Genomic DNA, 20,211 nt, shown 5'->3' with positions numbered 1-20,211 from the left:
AGGAATATGAAACGACTGATTATTGGCATCTCAGGGGCTAGCGGGGCCATCTACGGCGTGCGTCTGCTGCAGGTGCTGCGGGACGTGGCTGAGGTAGAAACCCATCTGGTGATGAGCAACGCCGCCCGTCAGACGCTGGCGCTGGAGACCGACCTCTCCCTGCGTGACGTGCAGGCGCTGGCCGACGTGGTGCATGACGCGCGTGATATCGCCGCCAGCATCTCCTCTGGCTCGTTTAAGACCGCTGGCATGGTGATCCTTCCCTGTTCAATCAAGACGCTTTCCGGCATCGTTCACAGCTATACCGACAGCCTGCTGACCCGCGCGGCGGACGTGGTGCTGAAGGAGCGCCGCCCGCTGGTGCTCTGCGTGCGCGAGACGCCCCTGCACCTCGGTCACCTTCGTCTGATGACCCAGGCAGCGGAGCTGGGCGCGGCGATCATGCCCCCGGTCCCGGCCTTCTATCACCGTCCGCAGACCCTTGATGACATCATCAACCAGACGGTCAATCGCGTGATCGATCAGTTCGACATTGACCTGCCGGAAGATCTCTTTACCCGCTGGCAGGGACCCGCTGCGTCAAAATAGTGCATCATGCCTGGATTGCCCTGTTTCAGGGCAAATCTGCAAGCGCGATCATATCCTCGACATTTAACCGCTGTTTTCAGTTTGTAACGCTGCGGTTCATTTAGCAGACCTGCTATCTTTCACCCTAACGGTAATGCTGCAACGTTTTATTAACATTCATTAGGGCGATTACTGTTCGCCATGAGAAAGTGGCATGAGACGTGCAAGCATCAGCGGGCAACGCAACACAACGTTATACAACAACAACACGCAATAGATAATAAAATCAGAAACTCGAGGGTAATGTATGAAGAAGACGGCTGTAGCTCTCTCTTTACTGCTGGGACTCTCCAGCGCCGCCAGCGTTTACGCTGCGCTTCCCCAGACCGTGCGCATTGGTACGGATGCGACCTATGCGCCATTCTCGTCTAAAGACGCGAAGGGTGAGTTTGTCGGCTTTGATATCGACCTTGGTAACGAGATGTGCAAACGTATCCAGGTTAAGTGCACCTGGGTAGGCAGCGATTTTGACGCGCTGATCCCCTCTCTGAAAGCCAAGAAAATTGATGCCATTATCTCTTCTCTCTCCATTACCGAAAAACGTCAGCAGGAGATCGCCTTCTCCGACAAGCTCTACGCGGCGGATTCACGTCTGATCGCGGCCAAAGGCTCGCCGATCCAGCCGACCATTGAGTCGTTGAAGGGTAAGCACGTTGGCGTGCTGCAGGGTTCAACCCAGGAGGCTTTTGGTAATGCCAACTGGCGCAGCAAAGGCATTGATGTCGTTGCCTATCAGAACCAGGATCTGATCTACTCCGACCTCGCCGCCGGTCGTCTGGATGCCGCCCTGCAGGACGAGGTTGCCGCCAGCGAAGGCTTCCTCAAGCAGCCTGCCGGAAAAGAGTTCGCCTTTGCCGGTCCGTCGGTAAAAGATAAAAACTTCTTCGGGGAAGGCACCGGGGTTGGCCTGCGTAAAGACGATACCGAGCTGAAGGCCGCATTCGACAAAGCGCTGGGTGAAATCCGCAAAGATGGTACCTACGACAAGATGGCGAAAAAATACTTCGACTTTAACGTCTACGGCGATTAAGTGACGGCACGTCTCTGCACCAGGGTGGTGAGCCAGCGTGGTGCATTGATGTGGTTGATGCCTTACGGCGGTGCGGTAAACGTACTTATGTCAGGCAACGGGACCTAAAACAGCATAGTTAAGCAGTGGCACTGCAAAAAAAAGCGTCCGGCAGGGCAGAATATTTTGCCTTGCCGGGCCGAATAATGGCACGATAGCCGTACCGTATTCTGTGCAAAATCCCGTTAAAAGACCGTCAGTTGAGGATGTTTATGAATAAGTTGGTATTATCGCTTTCTCTGGTGCTTGCTCTTTCCAGCGCGTCCAGCGCCTTTGCTGCCATTCCGCAGAAGCTGCGTATCGGCACCGATCCTACCTACGCGCCGTTCGAATCGAAGAATGCGCAGGGTGAATTAGTTGGTTTTGATATCGATCTGGCTAAAGAGCTGTGTAAACGCATTAATACGCAGTGTACCTTCATTGAGAACCCGCTGGATGCGCTGATCCCCTCGCTGAAAGCGAAGAAAATCGATGCCATCATGTCGTCGCTCTCGATTACCGAGAAGCGTCAGCAGGAGATCGCCTTTACTGACAAGCTTTATGCGGCCGATTCACGTCTGGTCGTGGCGAAGGCCTCTAATATCCAGCCGGACCTGTCGACCCTGAAAGGCAAACGCGTCGGCGTTCTGCAGGGCACCACCCAGGAGACCTACGGTAACGAACACTGGGCGGCGAAAGGGGTGGAGATCGTCTCCTATCAGGGCCAGGACTCTATCTATGCCGACCTGACCGCGGGCCGTATTGACGCCGCGTTCCAGGACGAAGTGGCCGCCAGCGAAGGTTTCCTGAAAACCGCGGCGGGCAAAGAGTACAAATTTGGTGGACCGTCCATCAAAGATGAGAAGCTGTTTGGCGTGGGTACCGGCATGGGCATTCGCAAAGAGGATAACGAGCTGCGCGAAGCGCTGAACAAAGCCTTTGCCGATATGCGTGCCGACGGTACCTACGAAAAGCTGGCGAAAAAGTATTTCGATTTTGATGTTTACGGTGGCTAATTCCCACCTGTGACAAACGTGCAGCCCCTCCCATAACGGGAGGGGAAAAGACACGGCAGACACTACACACCACGGGGCAGGCTGCATGCTGTACGGGTTTTCTCAAGTTATATTCCAGGGCGCTGTCGTCACGCTGGAGCTGGCGCTCAGCTCCGTTGTGCTGGCCGTGCTGATAGGCCTGGCAGGGGCGGGGGCCAAGCTCTCTCATAACCGCCTGCTGGCCGCTCTTTTTGAAGGCTACACCACGCTTATCCGTGGCGTGCCCGATCTGGTATTGATGCTGCTCATCTTCTACGGGCTGCAAATCGCGCTGAACGGCATCACCGACGCCGTTGGTATGGCGCAGATTGATATCGATCCGATGATCGCCGGTATTATTACCCTCGGCTTTATCTACGGGGCCTATTTCACGGAAACCTTTCGCGGGGCGTTTATGGCCGTGCCGAAAGGGCACATCGAGGCCGCTACCGCCTTTGGCTTTACCGGCGGACAGATCTTCCGTCGTATTCTCTTTCCGGCCATGATGCGCTACGCCCTGCCGGGAATTGGTAACAACTGGCAGGTGATCCTCAAGGCGACCGCGCTGGTGTCCCTGCTGGGCCTCGAGGACGTGGTGAAAGCTACCCAGCTCGCCGGGAAAAGTACCTGGGAGCCGTTCTACTTCGCCGTGGTCTGCGGCCTGATCTATTTAGTGTTTACCACCGTCTCTAATGGTGTGCTGCTTCTGCTCGAGCGCCGCTACTCCGTGGGTGTGAAGAGGGCTGATCTGTGATCGAAATTATTCAGGAGTACTGGCGCGCCCTGCTGTGGACCGACGGTTACCGCTTTACCGGCGTGGCGATCACCCTCTGGCTGCTGATCCTCTCGGTAGTGATGGGCGGTATCCTCGCGCTGTTTCTCGCCATCGGACGCGTCTCCAGCAATAAATTTATCCGCTTTCCTATCTGGCTCTTTACCTATGTTTTTCGCGGTACGCCGCTCTACGTCCAGCTGCTGGTCTTCTACTCCGGGATGTATACCCTCGAGATTGTGAAGGGCACGGAGCTGCTGAACGCCTTCTTCCGCAGCGGCCTGAACTGTACGGTGCTGGCGTTAACGCTCAATACCTGCGCCTACACCACCGAAATTTTTGCCGGGGCGATCCGCTCGGTGCCGCACGGCGAGATTGAGGCGGCGCGGGCCTACGGCTTTTCGTCGGTGAAGATGTACCGCTGCATTATTCTGCCGTCGGCGCTGCGCATTGCGCTTCCCGCCTACAGCAACGAAGTGATTTTAATGCTGCACTCGACGGCGCTGGCCTTCACCGCCACCGTCCCGGACCTGCTGAAAATTGCCCGTGATATTAACTCGGCTACCTACCAGCCCTTTACCGCGTTTGGTATTGCCGCCGTGTTGTACTTGATTATCTCCTATGCTCTCATCAGCCTGTTCCGCAAAGCGGAAAAACGCTGGCTGAAGCATGTGAAACCGTCTTCGACGCACTGAGAATACGATGTCCGAGAATAAATTAAACGTTACAGATCTGCACAAGCGCTACGGCGAACATGAGGTGCTGAAAGGGGTCTCGCTGCAGGCTAACGCAGGCGATGTGATCACCATTATCGGCTCGTCCGGCTCCGGCAAGAGTACCTTCCTGCGCTGCATTAACTTTCTCGAAAAGCCGAGCGAAGGCACGATTGTGGTTAACGGCCAGAACATCACTCTGGTACGGGATAAAGACGGCCAGCTGAAGGTCGCTGATAAACATCAGCTGCGCCTGCTACGTACCCGCCTGACGATGGTATTTCAGCATTTTAATCTCTGGAGCCACATGACGGTGCTGGAGAACGTGATGGAAGCGCCAATCCAGGTCCTGGGGCTGAGCAAGCAGGAGGCGCGCGAGCGGGCGGTGAAGTATCTGGCGAAGGTGGGCATTGACGAGCGCGCCCAGGCCAAATACCCGGTGCACCTCTCTGGCGGCCAGCAGCAGCGCGTTTCGATTGCCCGTGCGTTAGCGATGGAGCCTGAGGTGCTGCTGTTTGATGAGCCAACCTCGGCGCTGGATCCGGAGCTGGTGGGTGAGGTGCTGCGCATCATGCAGCAGCTGGCAGAGGAGGGGAAAACAATGGTGGTGGTGACCCATGAGATGGGCTTTGCCCGCCATGTCTCTTCCCATGTGATCTTCCTGCACCAGGGGAAAATCGAGGAAGAGGGCAAACCGGAGGCGCTGTTTGACAATCCGCAAAGCCCACGCCTGCAGCAGTTCCTCAAAGGCTCGCTGAAGTAACGCTCTGGCCCTCTTCTTAACCGGAGAGGGCAGAGCTGAATGCCTGGGCGGTTAGGCGGTAGACCCAGTCATCATGAAACACGCCGTTCAGGCGATAGACCTTCTGCAGGATCTCCACCCGGCTAAACCCCAGCTTCTCCAGCACGCGCTGCGAACCGATATTGCCCGCAAGCACCCATGCATTCAGCGCCGTGATCCCGGCCTCGTTAAATGCATACTGACAGAGCGTGCGCAGCGCTTCGCTGGCGTACCCCTGGCCCTGAGCGTAGGTGGCAATGCTGTAGCCGACGTCCGCCTCCTGCGGGTTCTCTCCTGACCGGCTCAGACCAATATCACCAAGCGGGGTCGCTGTTCCCTGCTGACGAATGACAAACGCCCCGGCGTCGATTAAACGCGCGTCAAATACCCGACGAATATCCTGCTGCGAGGCGATGTCTGCCATAAAGCGCATAATCAGCGGATCGCGGCGCAGGCGCAGGAAAAATGGCCAGTCAGACTCCTGGAAGGGAGAGAGGATCAGGCGTGAAGAGGTCAGCGTAGGCATTTAAATCATCATTCTGGTGAATGGGTTATTTACATTAGCACCAGAATAGTAAATTGGTGCTATTTATTTTAACGATTCAGCGCAAGACGTCCGCGAGGGCCTCATCCAGATCGTACCAGCGAAAACCAAACCCGGAGGCCTCCAGGCGCTTAGGCAGGGCGCGCTGGCCGCCAAGCACCAGCACCGAGGATTCGCCCATCAGCAGCCGCACGGCGCTGGCCGGCGCGCGCATAAAGGCCGGACGATGCAGGGCATGGCCGAGGGCATGGGCAAAGCGTTCGTTATGCACCGGGTAGGGGGAGACCATATTAAACGGCCCGCGCAGATCGTTATCCAGCAGCCAGATGATACCGTTGACCATATCATCGATATGGATCCAGGCCAGGTACTGTCGTCCGCTGCCGATCGGGCCGCCGAGGCCGAGGCGAAATATCGGCAGCATTTTTGCCAGCACGCCGCCTTTTGGGGCGAAGACGACGCCGGTGCGCAGCAGGCAGACGCGGGTACGATCGCTCAGCGCGCCGCAGGCGATCTGCTCCCAGCGGGCGCAGAGCTTGTGGGTAAATTCGTTGTGCGGCGGCTCCTCTTCGGTGACCACCACCTCGCCGAGATCGCCATAATAGCCCGTAGCCGATCCGGAGATCAGCACCGAGGGTGGGGTAGCGCTGGCCTTGATCAGATCCACCAGCATCTGGGTGATCTGCCAGCGACTGTTGCAGAGGCGCGCTTTTTGCGCCTCGCTCCAGCGCTTATCAGCAATGGGTTCGCCCGCCAAGTTAATGACCGCGTCAATGTCGTTCAGATCGCGGCGATCGTCCAACCCTTTGCTGAAGACCACGTCATCGCTTAATGTGCGGCGCGCCCGTTCGGGGCTGCGAGTGATCACCGTGACCGAATGCCCCAGCGCCAGCAGGCGGGGAACAAGATGGCGGCCAATCAGGCCGGTACCGCCGGTAATCAAAATCCTCATGCAACCTCCAGGGCTGCGCTTAACGTCGCCAGCTCATACTCATTGACACCGAGTCGGCATACCGTAGCGCATAAAGTTTATCGATCTCCACTTCAGCATAGGTAACCCAGTGATGTTCGCGTGCGATATCGAGCACATCCTGAGTTAATTTTTCCAGCAAAAAGAAGCGATTATTTTCAATATGCTGAATGATGCTTTTGGTGATGGTACGGTAGTTCAGCGCATCGTTGATATCTTCACTGGCCCGTGCTTTGTCAGCGGGGTAGTGAATAACCACGTTGACCACGATGTCCTGACGGTTAGCTATCTCCTCATCTTTGATGCCGATAAAGGTTCTCAGGCGCAAATTTTTTATTCGTATGACCGCGTCTGGCTGTGACATGGTAAATTCCCTCAGTGTAGTGACCCGCGCTATCATACACGAGGTTAAACGGCTCGCCTATGCGGGCAAAAGTGGCTAACTCTGGGTAACTTTTTGCATTGCGCGCAGGGTGGCTGGCCGGGTACGGATGCGTTCGAACCAGTTGTTCACCGCCGGGTAGCTGTTAAGGTTGATCCGCTGGCGTTCGTGAGCGTTGATCCACGGCCAGGCGGCGATATCGGCAATGCTATAGTGCTCACCGCCCAGCCACGGCACGCGCTCCAGTCGCTTATTCATCACGCTATACAGACGCTGGGTCTCCACCTGAAAACGCTCAATAGCGTAGGGCACCGGCTTGGGAGCAAAATAGTTAAAATGGTGGTTCTGTCCAAGCATTGGACCCAGCCCGCCTACCTGCCAGAAGAGCCACTGTAGGGTCAGGTGCCGCTCGCGCAGCTCGCCGCTGAGCAGCTTGCCGCTCTTCTCTGCCAGATAGAGCAGGATCTCCCCTGATTCAAACAGACTAAGCGGCGCACCACCGTCGACAGGGGCATGATCTACGATGGCGGGAATTTTATTATTCGGTGAAATCTCTAAAAAGTCGTGGCGAAACTGATCGCCTTTGCTGATATCGACACGGATCAGTCGGTAATCCAGCTCCGCCTCTTCCAGAAATAGCGTAATTTTGTGACCGTTAGGGGTGGGGGCGTAATAGAGATCGATCATCTCAACTCCTGTCTGGGAATAAAGTCGCAAACAGGAGTATAGGCGCTGCCGGACGAGGCGGGATTTTCAGGCAGTGACAGCCCGCACAGGACGCTATATTTTAGATGAAATGAGACAACTCAATGAGGGTACCAATGGGCGAGCCAGCAATAACGTTGTGGTCTGATGCAGACTTTTTCTCTCCTTACGTCATGTCGGTGTATGTCACCCTGCACGAAAAGGGATTGCCGTTCACGCTGAAGACCGTCGATCTCAACGGCGGCGAACATCTGCGCCCGGAGTGGAAGGGCTATCACCTCAGCCGCCGCGTGCCGCTGCTGGAGGTCGACGGCTTTGAGTTAACGGAATCCTCAGCGATTAGCGAATACCTTGAGGAGCGCTTTGCGCCGCCGGAGTGGGAGCGCGTCTATCCCCACGATATCCAGAAGCGCGCCCGTGCGCGGCAGATTCAGGCCTGGCTGCGCAGCGATCTGGTGCCTATCCGCGAAGAGCGCCCAACGGACGTCATCTTTGCGGGTGTGAAAAAGCCCCCGCTCAGCGAGGCTGGCCAGCGGAGCGCAGAAAAACTGATGACCATCGCCGGCACGCTGCTGGCCCATGCCAACCCCAACCTGTTTGGCGAATGGTGCATTGCCGACGCCGATCTGGCGCTGATGCTCAACCGGCTGGTGCTCAACGGCGACGAGGTTCCAGAGCGCCTGGCAGACTATGCCGCCTTCCAGTGGCAACGCTCCTCGGTACAGCGCTATATCGCACTTTCAGCGGCGCGTTGAAGCTGTTTAGCACAGCCAAATCCGTTATCATAAAGCGACTTCTCAACGGTAAGGGTGTAAGCGATGAAGCTGATGTTTGCCTCCGATATTCACGGCTCGCTGCCGGCCACGGAGCGCGTGCTGGCGCTGTTTGCCGAGAGCGGCGCGCAGTGGCTGGTGATCCTTGGCGATCTGCTCAACCACGGGCCGCGCAACGCGTTGCCGGAGGGGTATGCGCCTGCGCAGGTGGCCGAGCGGCTGAATACGCAGGCATCGCGGATCATCGCCGTGCGCGGCAACTGTGACAGCGAAGTGGATCAGATGCTGCTGACGTTTCCTGTCACTGCCCCCTGGCAGCAGATATTATTGGATAATTCCCGGCTGTTTTTGACCCACGGCCATCTCTATAATGCAGAAAATTTACCACCGCTTGCCGCTGGCGATGTATTCATCTCCGGTCATACTCATATTCCGGTGGCGGAAAAGCGCGGCGAGATTATTCACTTCAACCCCGGCTCGGTGAGCATTCCGAAAGGGGGCTTTGCCGCCAGCTACGGTATGTTTGAGGACGGTATTTTTCGCGTAATCGCACTGAACGATCAACGGATTATTGCAGAGGTCGCTATTAATCCGTAAGTTAGCTCTCAACCAGAAACGCGCCACCAGAGCGCTATGCAGAGAAGGTTTTTCCGATGGTGGAACAGAGTCATTTTACAGGCACGGAGTGGGTGGATATCGTCAATGAGGACAACGAGGTGATCGCGCAGGCCAGCCGCGAACAGATGCGCGCGCAGTGTTTGCGCCATCGCGCCACCTACATTGTCGTGCATGACGGCATGGGAAAAATTCTGGTGCAGCGCCGCACCGAGACAAAGGATTACCTGCCTGGCCTGCTGGATGCAACGGCGGGTGGCGTGGTGCAGGCGGACGAGGGGATGCTCGAGTCCGCACGGCGTGAGGCGGAAGAGGAGCTGGGCATCGCCGGCGTGCCGTTTGCCGAGCATGGGCAGTTCTACTACGAAGACGATCACTGCCGCGTCTGGGGTGGGCTATTCAGCTGCGTCTCCCACGGGCCTTTTGCCCTGCAGGAGGATGAGGTCAGCGAAGCGATCTGGATGACGCCGGAAGAGATCACCGCCCGCTGCGATGAGTTTACGCCGGACTCACTCAAGGCGCTGGCGCTGTGGATGAGCCGCAACGCCAACAACGATACGCTTAAGCTGGCTGAAACCGAGTAGGCCTAAAAGCATCAAGCCGGCCACGGTACGTATTGGCCGGCTTTTTTAATGCCTTAACTTACTCCGGCACGTCGCCGCTGCCCTGCTGCGAAGGCCACTTCCAGTTACGCACTTCCGGCAGATCCTCCCCATACTCACGCACGTAGCGGTGATGTTCAGCGATCTTCTCCTGCAGCTCGTCGAGGATCTCATCCGCCTGGCCAGCCAGCTTCTCTACCCGCAGAATTGCCTCCTGGGCCAGATGGAAGCGATCCAGCTCGTTCATCACCGTCATGTCAAACGGCGTGGTGGTGGTACCTTCCTCCATAAAGCCGCGCACGTGGAAGTTGCGATGGTTATTGCGGTGGTAGGTCAGGCGATGGATCAGGCTCGGATAGCCGTGGAAGGCGAAGATTACCGGCTTGTCGGCGGTGAAGATAGCCTCAAACGCCTCGTCGCTCAGGCCGTGCGGATGCTGATCCTCGGTCTGTAACGCCATCAAATCCACTACGTTTACCACCCGCACGCTGAGATCCGGCAGGTAGCCGCGAAGCAGATCCACCGCCGCCAGCGCCTCCATTGTGGGCACATCCCCGGCGCAGGCCATCACCACGTCCGGCGTTCTGTCCGGCTCTTCGGTACCTGCCCAGGGCCAGATGCCCATCCCCACTTCACAGTGCTTCGCCGCTTCTTCCATCGTCAGCCACTGCGGCTCCGGCTGCTTGCCAGCGACGATGACGTTAATGCGATCCCAGGTCTTCAGGCAGTGATCGGCCACCCACAGCAGGGTATTCGCGTCCGGTGGCAGATAGATGCGTACGATATCGGCTTTTTTGTTGGCAACGTGATCGATAAAGCCGGGATCCTGATGGCTGTAGCCGTTGTGATCCTGCCGCCAGACGTGGGAGGAGAGCAGGTAGTTCAGGGAGGCGACCGGCTCGCGCCACGGTAGCTTGCGCGTGACCTTCAGCCACTTGGCGTGCTGGTTGAACATCGAGTCAATGATGTGGATAAAGGCCTCGTAGCAGTTAAACAGGCCGTGGCGTCCGGTGAGCAGATAGCCCTCTAACCAACCCTGGCACCGATGCTCGCTGAGGATCTCCATCACCCGGCCATCGGGGGCCAGCTGCTCATCGTAAGGCTCAATCTCTCCCTCCCAGGTGCGGTTGGTGACGTCGAACACGTCCCCCAGCCGGTTGGAGGCGGTCTCATCCGGACCAAAGAGACGGAAGTTGTCCGGGTTGCGGGTAAAGATGCCGCGCAGGTAGCGCCCCAGTACCTCTGTGGACTGTGCCTGGGTCTCGCCTGGGGAGGTGATATCAAGGGCGAACTCGCGCAGCTCGGGCGTCACCAGCTCACGCCGGAGTCGTCCACCGTTGGCCCAGGGCGTCGCGCCCATCCGCTTGTCACCTTCGGGTGCCAGCGCTTTAAGCTCGGGCTTAAGCCGCCCCTGTTCGTCAAAGAGATCTTCCGGCTGATAGCTGCGCATCCAGCGCTCAAGGATCTGTCGATGCTCGTCGTTTTCCCGACACGAGGAGACCGGCACCTGATGGGCACGCCAGAAGCCTTCAACTTTCTTACCGTCCACGATCTGCGGGCCGGTCCACCCCTTCGGGCTGCGCAGGATAATCATCGGCCAGCGCGGGATGGACTCCACTGCGTCACCCTGGCGGGCGCGCTGCTGGAAATCACGGATCTTATCCAGGGCATTGTCCAGCGCCTCGGCCATCTGCGGGTGCATTTTTTCCGGCTCGTGACCGCTGACAAAGACCGGATCGTAGCCGTAGCCACGGAACAGCTGGGTGAGATCCTCATCGCTGGTACGCGCCAGCAGCGTCGGGTTAGCGATCTTGTAGCCGTTGAGATGCAGAATAGGCAGCACGGCCCCGTCCCGGGCGGCGTTAAGAAACTTGATGCCATGCCAGCTGGCGGCGAGCGGGCCGGTCTCGGCTTCGCCATCGCCAATCACGCAGGCGGCAATCAGGTCGGGCGCATCAAACACGGCCCCAAAAGCGTGGGAGAGGGAGTAGCCCAGCTCGCCCCCTTCGTTGATTGAGCCGGGCGTCTCCGGTGCAGCATGGCTGGGGATCCCGCCGGGAAATGAAAATTGCTTGAACAGCTTCTGCATCCCCGGCGCGTCCTGGCTGATATCGGGATAGATCTCGCTATAGCTACCCTCAAGCCAGGTATTCGCTACCATGCCAGGTCCACCGTGGCCGGGGCCGCAGACATAGAGCATGTCCAGATCGCGCTGGCGGATGGCGCGATTAAGGTGTGCGTAGATAAAGTTTAGCCCCGGCGTGGTGCCCCAGTGGCCCAACAGGCGAGGTTTAATATGTTCCGGCTTAAGCGGCTCGCGCAGCAGCGGGTTATCCATCAGGTAGATCTGGCCGACGGAGAGGTAGTTTGCGGCGCGCCAGTAGCGATCCAGTAACGTGAAGTCGTTATCGTTAACGTGCCCGGTTGCAGATTGCGTCATGCTTTCTCCCGTTATCAGGTTAAATCGTACCTGTTAACCCTAATAGAAGAAGCGGAGGAGGGCGAATCTGCGCCAAAAAAAAGGCCGTGGCAACGCCACGACCCTTTAAGCAGCGTCGAGCTTACTGCTGCTGAGAGGACTGAATCGCCGTCAGGGCAATGGTGTAGACGATATCGTCAACCAGCGCGCCACGAGACAGGTCGTTCACCGGCTTGCGCATACCCTGCAGCATCGGCCCGATGGAGATCAGGTCGGCAGAGCGCTGTACCGCTTTGTAGGTGGTGTTACCGGTGTTCAGATCCGGGAAGATGAACACGGTAGCACGACCGGCAACCGGCGAGTTCGGCGCTTTGGATTTCGCGACGTCAGCCATTACCGCGGCATCATACTGCAGCGGGCCGTCGATCATCAGGTCAGGACGTTTCTCCTGCGCCAGACGGGTCGCTTCACGCACTTTCTCTACGTCGCTACCCGCGCCGGAGTTACCGGTGGAGTAGGAGAGCATCGCCACGCGCGGCTCTATACCGAAGGCAATCGCGGAGTCAGCGGACTGAATCGCGATCTCAGCCAGCTGTTCAGCGGTCGGATCCGGGTTGATGGCGCAGTCGCCGTAAACGTAAACCTGCTCCGGCAGGAGCATGAAGAATACGGAGGAGACCAGCGAGCTGCCCGGTGCCGTTTTAATCAGCTGCAGCGGCGGACGGATGGTGTTGGCCGTGGTGTGAACCGCACCGGAGACCAGACCGTCAACTTCGTCCTGCTCCAGCATCAGGGTGCCGAGCACCACGTTGTCTTCCAGCTGTTCGCGGGCAACGGCTTCGGTCATGCCTTTGCTCTTACGCAGCTCAACCAGGCGGGCTACGTAGCTTTCACGCACTACGTCCGGATCAACGATCTCGATGCCGGCACCCAGCTCAACGCCCTGGGAGGCCGCAACGCGAGTGATCTCTTCCGGATTACCCAGCAGTACGCAGGTCGCGATGCCGCGCTCGGCGCAGATGGCCGCCGCTTTAACGGTACGCGGCTCGTCGCCTTCCGGCAGCACAACGCGTTTACCTGCCTGGCGCGCCAGCTCGGTGAGCTGGTAGCGGAACGCAGGCGGGGAGAGACGGCGGCTACGCTCGGAGGTCGCGGTCAGGGATTCGATCCAGTCAGCGTTAACATAGCCTGCTACGTACTCCTGCACTTTCTCGATACGCGCATGGTCGTCAGCCGGCACTTCCAGGTTGAAGCTCTGCAGGCTCAGCGAGGTCTGCCAGGTGTTGGTGTTCACCATGAATACCGGCAGGCCGGTGGCAAAGGCACGTTCGCACAGCCTGGCAACGCGAGCGTCCATCTCATAGGCACCGGTCAGCAGGATCGCGCCGATCTCAACGCCGTTCATCGCAGCCAGACAGGCGGCAACCAGCACGTCCGGACGGTCAGCGGAGGTCACCAGCAGGGAGCCTGGGCGGAAGTGCTCCAGCATGTGCGGAATGCTGCGCGCACAGAAGGTCACGGACTTCACGCGGCGGGTGTTGATGTCGCCTTCGTTAACGATGGTGGCATTCAGGTGTTTTGCCATATCGATTGCGCGGGTGGCAATCAGGTCGAAGCTCCACGGAATGGCGCCCAGCACCGGCAGGGAGCTGGATGCGCTCAGCTCAGCCGGATCGATGCTGATCACTTTCGCTTTGGAGGAGTCATCGAAGATCTCAGAGAGATCCGGGCGAGTACGGCCCTGCTCATCAACCGGGGCGTTCAGTTTGTTAACAATCACGCCGGTGATGTTGGTGTTCTTCACGCCGCCGAAGCTGTTGCGGGTCAGCTCGATACGCTCTTTCAGCTGCTCCTGGGTATCGGTACCCTGAGACATCACAAAGACGATCTCGGCGTTCAGCGTTTTGGCGATTTCGAAGTTCAGCGACTGGGCAAACTGGTGTTTACGGGTCGGGACCAGGCCTTCAACCAGCACCACTTCCGCGTCTTTCGCGCTTTCGTGATAGCGGGCGATGATCTCTTCCATCAGCACGTCTTTCTGGTTGCTGGAGAGCAGAGACTCAACGTGGCTCATCTTCAGCGGCTCAGCGGCAGGCAGATTGGAGTTCGCACGCACGATCGTGGTGGTCTGGTCTGGCGCATCGCCACCGGCACGCGGCTGGGCGATAGGTTTAAAGACGCTCAGACGAACGCCTTTGCGTTCCATAGCACGGATCACGCCCAGGCTGACGCTGGTCAGGCCGACGCTGGTTCCGGTAGGGATCAGCATAATAATACGGGACACGGTATATCCTCTTTTTCGTTACCGCCAGTAATTTGGCGCGATACAAAACAGCACCGCCAGCGTTGGCTGGCGGTGTGGAATCAGGCAGTCAGACGGCTGGCGTCTTGGGCGATCACCAGCTCTTCGTTGGTCGGGATGACCATCGCGAGGGTGGTACCCTCTTTGTTGATGTAGCCAGATTTGCCGAAGCGGGCAGCCAGGTTACGCTCGTGGTCAACTTCGAAGCCCAGCACGCCCAGTTTGCCCAGAGAGAGCTCGCGCACCATCGCCGCGTTCTCACCGATACCACCGGTAAAGACAACCGCATCCAGACGACCTTCCATCAGCGCGGTGTAGGAGCCGATGTACTTCGCCAGGCGGTGGCAGTAAACGTCCATTGCACGTTTAGCGTCTTCTTTGCTGGTGTAGTTGTCTTCAACGTAGCGGCAGTCGCTGGTGACTTCGGTCAGGCCCAGCAGGCCGGACTCTTTGGTCAGCATTTTGTTGATCTCTTCTACGCTCATACCCAGGGTATCGTGCAGGTGGAAGATGATCGCCGGGTCGATATCACCGGAACGGGTACCCATCACCAGGCCTTCCAGCGGGGTCAGACCCATAGAGGTATCAACGCATTTGCCGTTACGGATGGCAGAGACGGAGCCGCCGTTGCCCAGGTGGCAGGTGATGATGTTTACTTCTTCTACCGGCTTGTTCAGCATTTTTGCTGCTTCCTGCGTCACGTAGAAGTGGCTGGTGCCATGCGCGCCGTAGCGGCGAACGCCGTGCTCTTTGTACAGTTTGTACGGCAGGGCGTAGAGGTAGGACTCTTCCGGCATGGTCTGATGGAACGCGGTATCAAATACGGCTACGTTCTTCTCTTTCAGCTGCGGGAAGGATTTCAGCGCTTCAGCGATACCGATCAGGTGAGCCGGGTTATGCAGCGGTGCAAAAGAGGCAGAGTCTTTAATGCCCTGGATAACGGAGTCATCAATAACTACGGAACTGGTGTATTTTTCGCCACCGTGCACGATGCGGTGACCAATTGCGGTCAGCTGTGCAGACAGTTCTGGTTTTTGTGCCAGAATAGTGTTAACGATAAAGTTCAGTGCTTCACTGTGAGCGGCACCTGCACCTAAAGCAGCTTCTTGTTTACCACCGTCCATTTTCCATTTGATACGCGCTTCAGGAAGATGGAAGCATTCGGCTAAACCAGAGAGGTACTCTTCACCGTTCACTGCATCGATGATTGCAAATTTCAGTGAGGAGCTACCGCAGTTCAGAACCAGTACTAACTTACTCGACATGGAAGTACCTATTTTTGATACGTGGCTAAAAAAACGTCAGTGAGTCTTTCAGCGTAGCGCATGTTGACGCTGACATTTATGATTAACATCATGCCAGAACGATTTTTTGGCACGATGAAAGAGAATACTGTTGAGTTTATGCCATTTTGTCCCCATATGTGGGAGTGGCATACTGGGCGTTACATTGACGACGTTGCGTTCTTCGTCTAAGGCCCACTCAGGCGGGCACAGAATACCCGATACTGGGTAGCGATGACAAAATATTTTGAACGTTGTCATGAGCAGTTGTTGTTTTGCACAAATTTTTTAATTTTTATATGTGAAGTTGAGGTAACGCCATGAACACTCCTGAGAATCGCCCTGTGAGCTTTTTCAGTTTGTTTCGCCTGGGTCAGCACTATTCGAAGACCTGGCCTATGGAAAAAAGCCTCGCTCCCGTCTTTATCGATAACCGTGTCATTCGCGCTACCCGCTACGCGATCCGCATCATGCCGCCCGTTGCCGTCTTTACCCTCTGCTGGCAGATCGCTCTTGGCGGCCAGTTGGGCCCTGCGGTGGCGACCGCGCTCTTTGCCCTGAGCCTGCCGCTGCAGGGGCTATGGTGGCTAGGCAAACGCTCCGTCACCCCGCTGCCGCCGGGTATCCTGCACTGGTTCTATGAGGTGCGCGGTAAATTACAGGACGCGGGCCAAACAATGGCCCCGGTCACCGGCAAGCCTGACTACCAGGCTTTAGCTGACACGCTTAAGCGCGCATTTGGTCAGCTCGACAAAACTTTCCTCGATGATTTGTAATTGACCCCTGATTACGCATATAAAAGAAGGCACATAATCTATGTGCCTCTTTTTTTTCCGACGTGATACGGGAGTGTAAGATGGAAATGACCAATGCCCAACGGCTGATTTTATCGAATCAGTACAAAATGATGACCATGCTCGATCCCACCAACGCCGAACGCTACCGCCGCCTGCAAACCATCGTCGAGCGCGGCTTTGGCCTGCAGATGCGCGAGCTGGACCGCGAGTTTGGCGAGCTGCCGGAGGAGACCTGCCGCACCGTTATCGACATTATGGAGATGTATCACGCGCTGCATGTCTCCTGGGCCAACCTGAAAGATACCCAGTCCATCGACGAGCGCCGGGTAACCTTCTTAGGCTTTGATGCCGCCACCGAGGCGCGCTACCTGAGCTACGTGCGCTTTATGGTCAATACCGAAGGGCGCTACACCCATTTCGACGCCGGAACACACGGCTTCAATGCCCAGACGCCGATGTGGGAAAAGTACCAGCGCATGTTGGGAGCCTGGCACGCCTGCCCGCGTCAGTACCACCTGAGCGCAAATGAAATCAACCAGATTGTTAACGCCTGATGGGGGCCGCTGTGCAGTGTCAGGGTTTCCTGTTTGATTTAGACGGCACGCTGGTGGACTCTCTGCCAGCCGTGGAGCGCGCGTGGTGCAACTGGGCCGACCGGTTCAATCTTGCCCACGACGAGGTGCTGGGGTTCATTCACGGTAAGCAGGCGATTACCTCGCTACGCCACTTTATGGCCGGGCACAGCGAGGCGGAGATTGCCGCCGAGTTTACTCGCCTGGAGGAGATAGAGGCCAGCGACACCACCGGCATCGTGGCGCTGCCCGGCGCGGTGGCGCTGCTCACGCAGCTTAACGATCTGGGGATCCCGTGGGCAATTGTTACCTCGGGCTCGATGCCCGTAGCCCGCGCCCGCCACCGTGCGGCGGGCCTGCCGCTGCCGGAGGTCTTCGTGACCGCCGAGCGGGTTAAGCGTGGCAAACCAGAGCCGGATGCCTATCTTCTGGGGGCTGAGCTGCTGAGGCTTGCGCCGCAGGAGTGCGTCGTAGTAGAAGACGCGCCAGCCGGGATCCTCTCCGGACTCGCCGCTGGCTGTCATATGATTGCCGTTAACGCCCCGGCGGATACGCCCAGCCTGAGCGAGGCCGATTTTGTGCTGCAAAGTCTGGAGGAGATTGCCGTGACCCGCCACGCCGACGGCAGGGCGCAACTAAGCAAAAATCGGTAAAACAGCCCATCCTATTGATTTAGCCCCGCCTGAGCGGGGCTTTTTTATGGCACACTTCTGGTATCCCCGCAATTAACAAGGATACGTTGTGAACGGTGAACTGATTTGGGTGCTGTGTCTGTTGGTCATTGCCATCGTACTCTTTGCCACCGGCAAAGTACGCATGGATGCCGTCGCGCTGCTGGTGATCGTCGCCTTCAGCCTCAGCGGCACCCTGACCCTCAGCGAGGCCTTCTCTGGCTTTAGCGATCCCAACGTCATTCTTATCGCCGCGCTGTTTATTATTGGCGACGGGCTGGTGCGCACCGGCGTCGCCACCAGCATGGGGGCCTGGCTGGTGAACGTTGCGGGCAGCAGCGAAATCAAGATGCTGGTTCTGCTCATGCTTACCGTCGCCGGGCTGGGTGCCTTTATGAGCTCTACCGGTGTAGTCGCCATCTTTATTCCCGTGGTGCTCAGCGTCTCGATGCGGATGCAGATCGCCCCGTCGCGTCTGATGATGCCCCTCAGTTTTGCGGGCCTGATCAGCGGCATGATGACGCTGGTGGCCACGCCGCCTAACCTGGTGGTGAACAGCGAGCTGCTGCGCGAGGGGCTGCCGGGCTTTAGCTTCTTTAGCGTAACCCCGCTGGGGGTAACGATTCTGCTGCTGGGCATCATCTATATGCTGGTGATGCGCTTCTCCCTGAAGCGCGAAGGGCAGCAGGGGCCGCATGATGGCTGGAAGCGACGCACTTTCCGCGATCTGATTAAAGAGTATCGTCTGGCGGGGCGCGCCCGGCGGCTGGCTATTCGCCCCGGCTCGCCGATGGTTGGCCAGCGCCTCGACGATCTCAAACTCCGGGAGCGCTACGGGGCCAACGTTATTGGGGTCGAACGCTGGCGTCGTTTTCGTCGGGTGATCGTTAACGTCAACGGCGTATCGGAGTTTCGCGCCGGGGATGTCCTGCTGATCGACATGTCCGCCGCCGAGGTCGATCTGCGGGAATTTTGCAGCGAGCAGCTGCTGGAGCCGATGATCCTGCGCGGTGAGTACTTCTCCGACCAGGCGCTGGACGTCGGCATGGCAGAGGTGTCGCTGATCCCTGACTCAGAGCTGATCGGCAAAACCGTGCGTGAAATTGGCTTTCGTACCCGCTACGGGTTGAATATGGTGGGTATTAAACGTGACGGGAGCGCAATTAGCGGGCCGGTAGGAGATGAACCCTTACAGCTGGGGGATATTTTTCTGGTAGTAGGTAACTGGAAGCTGATTAGCCAGCTGGCGCAGAAGGGGCGCGATTTTGTCGTGCTGCATATGCCTATCGAGGCTGGAGACGCCTCGCCTGCCCATAGCCAGGCTCCCCACGCCATCTTCTGCCTGCTGCTGATGGTCGCCCTGATGCTAACCGATGAGATCCCCAATCCGGTGGCAGCGATTATCGCCTGCCTGCTGATGGGCAAATTTCGCTGTATTGATGCCGCCAGCGCCTATAAAGCGATCCACTGGCCGAGCATTATCCTTATCGTCGGCATGATGCCGTTCGCCCTGGCGCTGCAAAAAACCGGCGGCGTCGATCTGGTGGTGAAGGGGCTGATGGAGTTAGGCGGTGGCTACGGACCACACATGATGCTGTTCTGTCTGTTTATCATGTGTGCCGCTATCGGGCTGTTTATCTCAAACACCGCCACGGCGGTACTGATGGCACCCATTGCGCTGGCGACGGCCAAGTCGATGGGCGTCTCGCCGTACCCCTTTGCAATGATGGTGGCGATGGCGGCATCGGCGGCCTTTATGACCCCGGTCTCCTCCCCGGTTAACACCCTGGTGCTGGGGCCGGGGAACTATACCTTCAGTGATTTCGTGAAGATCGGCGTACCGTTCACGCTGATAGTGATGGTGGTGTGCGTCGTGCTGATCCCGGTGCTGTTTCCGTTTTAATTTCCCCGGTGACGCTGCGCTTACCGGGGCGACAAAATGATTACAACGGCGAATCCTGGCTTATCTCATCCAATGAGAGATGAAAACTCGGCACAAACACCGCCATAAAGTAGTCCATCTCCGGGCTGCGGCGGGCGGCGAGGGTCTTCTCCAGCCGGGATTTCGCCAGCGAGAACTCGTTGTTGCCAGCGGACAGCTCCTCCAGGCACTTCAGATAGGCGCAGAGGGCATCGGCCTGCTTCACCAGCGACGTCTCCTCTTCGCTGTAGTGCTGCTCATCAATCAGCCCGGCAAAGATATCCCGCAGCTCCTCTGGCACCATATCTACCAGCTTCTGCTGGGCGATCTTCTCGATAGCCTTATACTCCTGGGCAATCTGCGAGTTGAAATACTTAACCGGCGTCGGCAGATCGCCGGTGAGCACCTCAGAGGCGTCGTGGTACATCGCCAGCAGGGCGATGCGTTCCGGGTTAGCCTGGCCGCCAAACTTACGATTTTTTATCGCCGCCAGAGCATGGGCAACCATCGCTACCTGCAGGCTATGCTCGGAGACGTTCTCGGTACGCACGTTGCGCATCAGCGGCCAGCGGTTGATCAGTTTCAGGCGGGAGAGATGGGCGAAGAAGTGGCTTTGACTCGTACTCATAATGGACCCTGTCAGTAACGGCGCTAAGGATCCATTGTGCGCAGAGAGCAGG

21 protein-coding genes are annotated in these 20,211 nt (G+C 57.8%); 13 read left to right on the top strand and 8 right to left on the bottom strand.

Translation table 11 applies throughout. The annotated features are described in order from the left end of the window. Positions 1-6: 6 nt before the first annotated feature. From RTX96_RS02270 to hisP, 6 genes are all read left to right on the top strand, one after another. The gene (locus RTX96_RS02270; RefSeq protein WP_103818982.1) at positions 7-588 is read left to right on the top strand and encodes a UbiX family flavin prenyltransferase; all 582 of its coding nucleotides are present in this window, start codon (positions 7-9) and stop codon (positions 586-588) included. A gap of 286 nt (positions 589-874) precedes the next feature. After that, positions 875-1,657, top strand: a complete 783-nt coding sequence (gene argT, locus RTX96_RS02265; protein WP_042389536.1) for a lysine/arginine/ornithine ABC transporter substrate-binding protein ArgT — start codon at positions 875-877, stop codon at positions 1,655-1,657. 251 nt (positions 1,658-1,908) lie between these two features. Next, entirely contained in the window at positions 1,909-2,691 is a 783-nt protein-coding gene (gene hisJ / locus RTX96_RS02260) for a histidine ABC transporter substrate-binding protein HisJ (protein WP_103818983.1), read from the top strand. Between the two features lie 85 nt (positions 2,692-2,776). Beyond that, positions 2,777-3,463, top strand: coding sequence for a histidine ABC transporter permease HisQ (locus tag RTX96_RS02255; protein ID WP_103818984.1), 687 nt, complete (start codon positions 2,777-2,779; stop codon positions 3,461-3,463). Beyond that, positions 3,460-4,176, top strand: a complete 717-nt coding sequence (locus tag RTX96_RS02250; protein WP_103818985.1) for an ABC transporter permease — start codon at positions 3,460-3,462, stop codon at positions 4,174-4,176. The genes RTX96_RS02255 and RTX96_RS02250 overlap by 4 nt, the downstream gene beginning before the upstream one ends. A 7-nt stretch (positions 4,177-4,183) precedes the next feature. Then, positions 4,184-4,957 (top strand): histidine ABC transporter ATP-binding protein HisP, encoded by a 774-nt coding sequence (gene hisP, locus RTX96_RS02245; RefSeq protein WP_103818986.1) that lies wholly within the window; start codon positions 4,184-4,186, stop codon positions 4,955-4,957. Between the two features lie 16 nt (positions 4,958-4,973). Here the strand turns inward: hisP and RTX96_RS02240 are convergent, their stop codons facing one another. The 4 genes from RTX96_RS02240 to yfcG all read right to left on the bottom strand — a co-directional run bounded on the left by RTX96_RS02240 (position 4,974) and on the right by yfcG (position 7,558). Continuing rightward, positions 4,974-5,501: a GNAT family N-acetyltransferase gene (locus tag RTX96_RS02240; protein WP_103818987.1), complete on the bottom strand. Its 528-nt coding sequence runs from the start codon at positions 5,499-5,501 to the stop codon at positions 4,974-4,976. A 76-nt stretch (positions 5,502-5,577) separates the two neighbouring features. Further along, the gene (locus tag RTX96_RS02235; protein WP_312669990.1) at positions 5,578-6,471 is read right to left on the bottom strand and encodes a TIGR01777 family oxidoreductase; all 894 of its coding nucleotides are present in this window, start codon (positions 6,469-6,471) and stop codon (positions 5,578-5,580) included. 19 nt (positions 6,472-6,490) lie between these two features. Further along, positions 6,491-6,853 (bottom strand): dihydroneopterin triphosphate 2'-epimerase, encoded by a 363-nt coding sequence (gene folX / locus RTX96_RS02230; protein WP_103818989.1) that lies wholly within the window; start codon positions 6,851-6,853, stop codon positions 6,491-6,493. A 75-nt stretch (positions 6,854-6,928) separates the two neighbouring features. Beyond that, entirely contained in the window at positions 6,929-7,558 is a 630-nt protein-coding gene (gene yfcG / locus RTX96_RS02225) for a GSH-dependent disulfide bond oxidoreductase (protein WP_312669989.1), read from the bottom strand. 134 nt (positions 7,559-7,692) lie between these two features. Here yfcG and yfcF point away from each other — a divergent pair, with 134 nt between their 5' ends. The 3 genes from yfcF to yfcD all read left to right on the top strand — a co-directional run bounded on the left by yfcF (position 7,693) and on the right by yfcD (position 9,548). Beyond that, positions 7,693-8,331, top strand: coding sequence for a glutathione transferase (gene yfcF / locus RTX96_RS02220; RefSeq protein WP_312670013.1), 639 nt, complete (start codon positions 7,693-7,695; stop codon positions 8,329-8,331). Positions 8,332-8,394: 63 nt separating this feature from the next. Then, the gene (yfcE, locus tag RTX96_RS02215; RefSeq protein WP_103818992.1) at positions 8,395-8,946 is read left to right on the top strand and encodes a phosphodiesterase; all 552 of its coding nucleotides are present in this window, start codon (positions 8,395-8,397) and stop codon (positions 8,944-8,946) included. 56 nt (positions 8,947-9,002) lie between these two features. Continuing rightward, the gene (gene yfcD / locus RTX96_RS02210; RefSeq protein WP_103818993.1) at positions 9,003-9,548 is read left to right on the top strand and encodes an NUDIX hydrolase YfcD; all 546 of its coding nucleotides are present in this window, start codon (positions 9,003-9,005) and stop codon (positions 9,546-9,548) included. A 58-nt stretch (positions 9,549-9,606) separates the two neighbouring features. On the opposite strand, the gene RTX96_RS02205 is transcribed toward yfcD, so the two are convergent. From RTX96_RS02205 to ackA, 3 genes are all read right to left on the bottom strand, one after another. After that, complete coding sequence (locus RTX96_RS02205; RefSeq protein WP_312669988.1) at positions 9,607-12,006, bottom strand: phosphoketolase family protein; 2,400 nt, start codon at positions 12,004-12,006, stop codon at positions 9,607-9,609. Positions 12,007-12,127: 121 nt separating this feature from the next. Beyond that, positions 12,128-14,269, bottom strand: a complete 2,142-nt coding sequence (gene pta, locus RTX96_RS02200; RefSeq protein ID WP_312669987.1) for a phosphate acetyltransferase — start codon at positions 14,267-14,269, stop codon at positions 12,128-12,130. Between the two features lie 80 nt (positions 14,270-14,349). Next, positions 14,350-15,552, bottom strand: a complete 1,203-nt coding sequence (gene ackA / locus RTX96_RS02195; protein WP_103818996.1) for an acetate kinase — start codon at positions 15,550-15,552, stop codon at positions 14,350-14,352. 338 nt (positions 15,553-15,890) lie between these two features. Here ackA and yfbV point away from each other — a divergent pair, with 338 nt between their 5' ends. The 4 genes from yfbV to RTX96_RS02175 all read left to right on the top strand — a co-directional run bounded on the left by yfbV (position 15,891) and on the right by RTX96_RS02175 (position 19,513). Continuing rightward, positions 15,891-16,346 (top strand): terminus macrodomain insulation protein YfbV, encoded by a 456-nt coding sequence (gene yfbV, locus RTX96_RS02190; RefSeq protein WP_103818997.1) that lies wholly within the window; start codon positions 15,891-15,893, stop codon positions 16,344-16,346. Between the two features lie 80 nt (positions 16,347-16,426). Beyond that, complete coding sequence (locus tag RTX96_RS02185; protein WP_103818998.1) at positions 16,427-16,921, top strand: YfbU family protein; 495 nt, start codon at positions 16,427-16,429, stop codon at positions 16,919-16,921. Next, complete coding sequence (locus tag RTX96_RS02180; protein WP_312669986.1) at positions 16,921-17,592, top strand: sugar phosphatase; 672 nt, start codon at positions 16,921-16,923, stop codon at positions 17,590-17,592. Before RTX96_RS02185 ends, RTX96_RS02180 begins: the two co-directional genes overlap by 1 nt. An 88-nt stretch (positions 17,593-17,680) precedes the next feature. Then, positions 17,681-19,513 (top strand): SLC13 family permease, encoded by a 1,833-nt coding sequence (locus RTX96_RS02175; protein WP_103819000.1) that lies wholly within the window; start codon positions 17,681-17,683, stop codon positions 19,511-19,513. Between the two features lie 40 nt (positions 19,514-19,553). Here the strand turns inward: RTX96_RS02175 and yfbR are convergent, their stop codons facing one another. Further along, on the bottom strand, positions 19,554-20,159 hold the full coding sequence (gene yfbR / locus RTX96_RS02170; protein WP_103819001.1) for a 5'-deoxynucleotidase: 606 nt from the start codon (positions 20,157-20,159) through the stop codon (positions 19,554-19,556). Between the last annotated feature and the right edge of the window lie 52 nt (positions 20,160-20,211).

This window comes from Pseudescherichia sp. (assembly GCF_032052675.1).
Classification (GTDB): domain Bacteria; phylum Pseudomonadota; class Gammaproteobacteria; order Enterobacterales; family Enterobacteriaceae; genus Pseudescherichia.
The sequence above is the reverse complement of the archived record's forward strand: the minus strand, read 5'-3'. Positions and strand labels throughout refer to the sequence as shown.

Excerpts from the sequence above, each read along its gene's own strand:
- RTX96_RS02270 (WP_103818982.1), top strand. The coding sequence starts at position 7 with ATGAAACGACTGATTATTGGCATCTCAGGGGCTAGCGGGGCCATCTAC.
- argT (WP_042389536.1), top strand. The coding sequence starts at position 875 with ATGAAGAAGACGGCTGTAGCTCTCTCTTTACTGCTGGGACTCTCCAGC.
- hisJ (WP_103818983.1), top strand. The coding sequence starts at position 1,909 with ATGAATAAGTTGGTATTATCGCTTTCTCTGGTGCTTGCTCTTTCCAGC.
- RTX96_RS02255 (WP_103818984.1), top strand. The coding sequence starts at position 2,777 with ATGCTGTACGGGTTTTCTCAAGTTATATTCCAGGGCGCTGTCGTCACG.
- hisP (WP_103818986.1), top strand. The coding sequence starts at position 4,184 with ATGTCCGAGAATAAATTAAACGTTACAGATCTGCACAAGCGCTACGGC.
- RTX96_RS02240 (WP_103818987.1), bottom strand. The coding sequence starts at position 5,501 with ATGCCTACGCTGACCTCTTCACGCCTGATCCTCTCTCCCTTCCAGGAG.
- RTX96_RS02235 (WP_312669990.1), bottom strand. The coding sequence starts at position 6,471 with ATGAGGATTTTGATTACCGGCGGTACCGGCCTGATTGGCCGCCATCTT.
- folX (WP_103818989.1), bottom strand. The coding sequence starts at position 6,853 with ATGTCACAGCCAGACGCGGTCATACGAATAAAAAATTTGCGCCTGAGA.
- yfcG (WP_312669989.1), bottom strand. The coding sequence starts at position 7,558 with ATGATCGATCTCTATTACGCCCCCACCCCTAACGGTCACAAAATTACG.
- yfcF (WP_312670013.1), top strand. The coding sequence starts at position 7,693 with ATGGGCGAGCCAGCAATAACGTTGTGGTCTGATGCAGACTTTTTCTCT.
- yfcE (WP_103818992.1), top strand. The coding sequence starts at position 8,395 with ATGAAGCTGATGTTTGCCTCCGATATTCACGGCTCGCTGCCGGCCACG.
- yfcD (WP_103818993.1), top strand. The coding sequence starts at position 9,003 with ATGGTGGAACAGAGTCATTTTACAGGCACGGAGTGGGTGGATATCGTC.
- RTX96_RS02205 (WP_312669988.1), bottom strand. The coding sequence starts at position 12,006 with ATGACGCAATCTGCAACCGGGCACGTTAACGATAACGACTTCACGTTA.
- ackA (WP_103818996.1), bottom strand. The coding sequence starts at position 15,552 with ATGTCGAGTAAGTTAGTACTGGTTCTGAACTGCGGTAGCTCCTCACTG.
- yfbV (WP_103818997.1), top strand. The coding sequence starts at position 15,891 with ATGAACACTCCTGAGAATCGCCCTGTGAGCTTTTTCAGTTTGTTTCGC.
- RTX96_RS02185 (WP_103818998.1), top strand. The coding sequence starts at position 16,427 with ATGGAAATGACCAATGCCCAACGGCTGATTTTATCGAATCAGTACAAA.
- RTX96_RS02180 (WP_312669986.1), top strand. The coding sequence starts at position 16,921 with ATGGGGGCCGCTGTGCAGTGTCAGGGTTTCCTGTTTGATTTAGACGGC.
- yfbR (WP_103819001.1), bottom strand. The coding sequence starts at position 20,159 with ATGAGTACGAGTCAAAGCCACTTCTTCGCCCATCTCTCCCGCCTGAAA.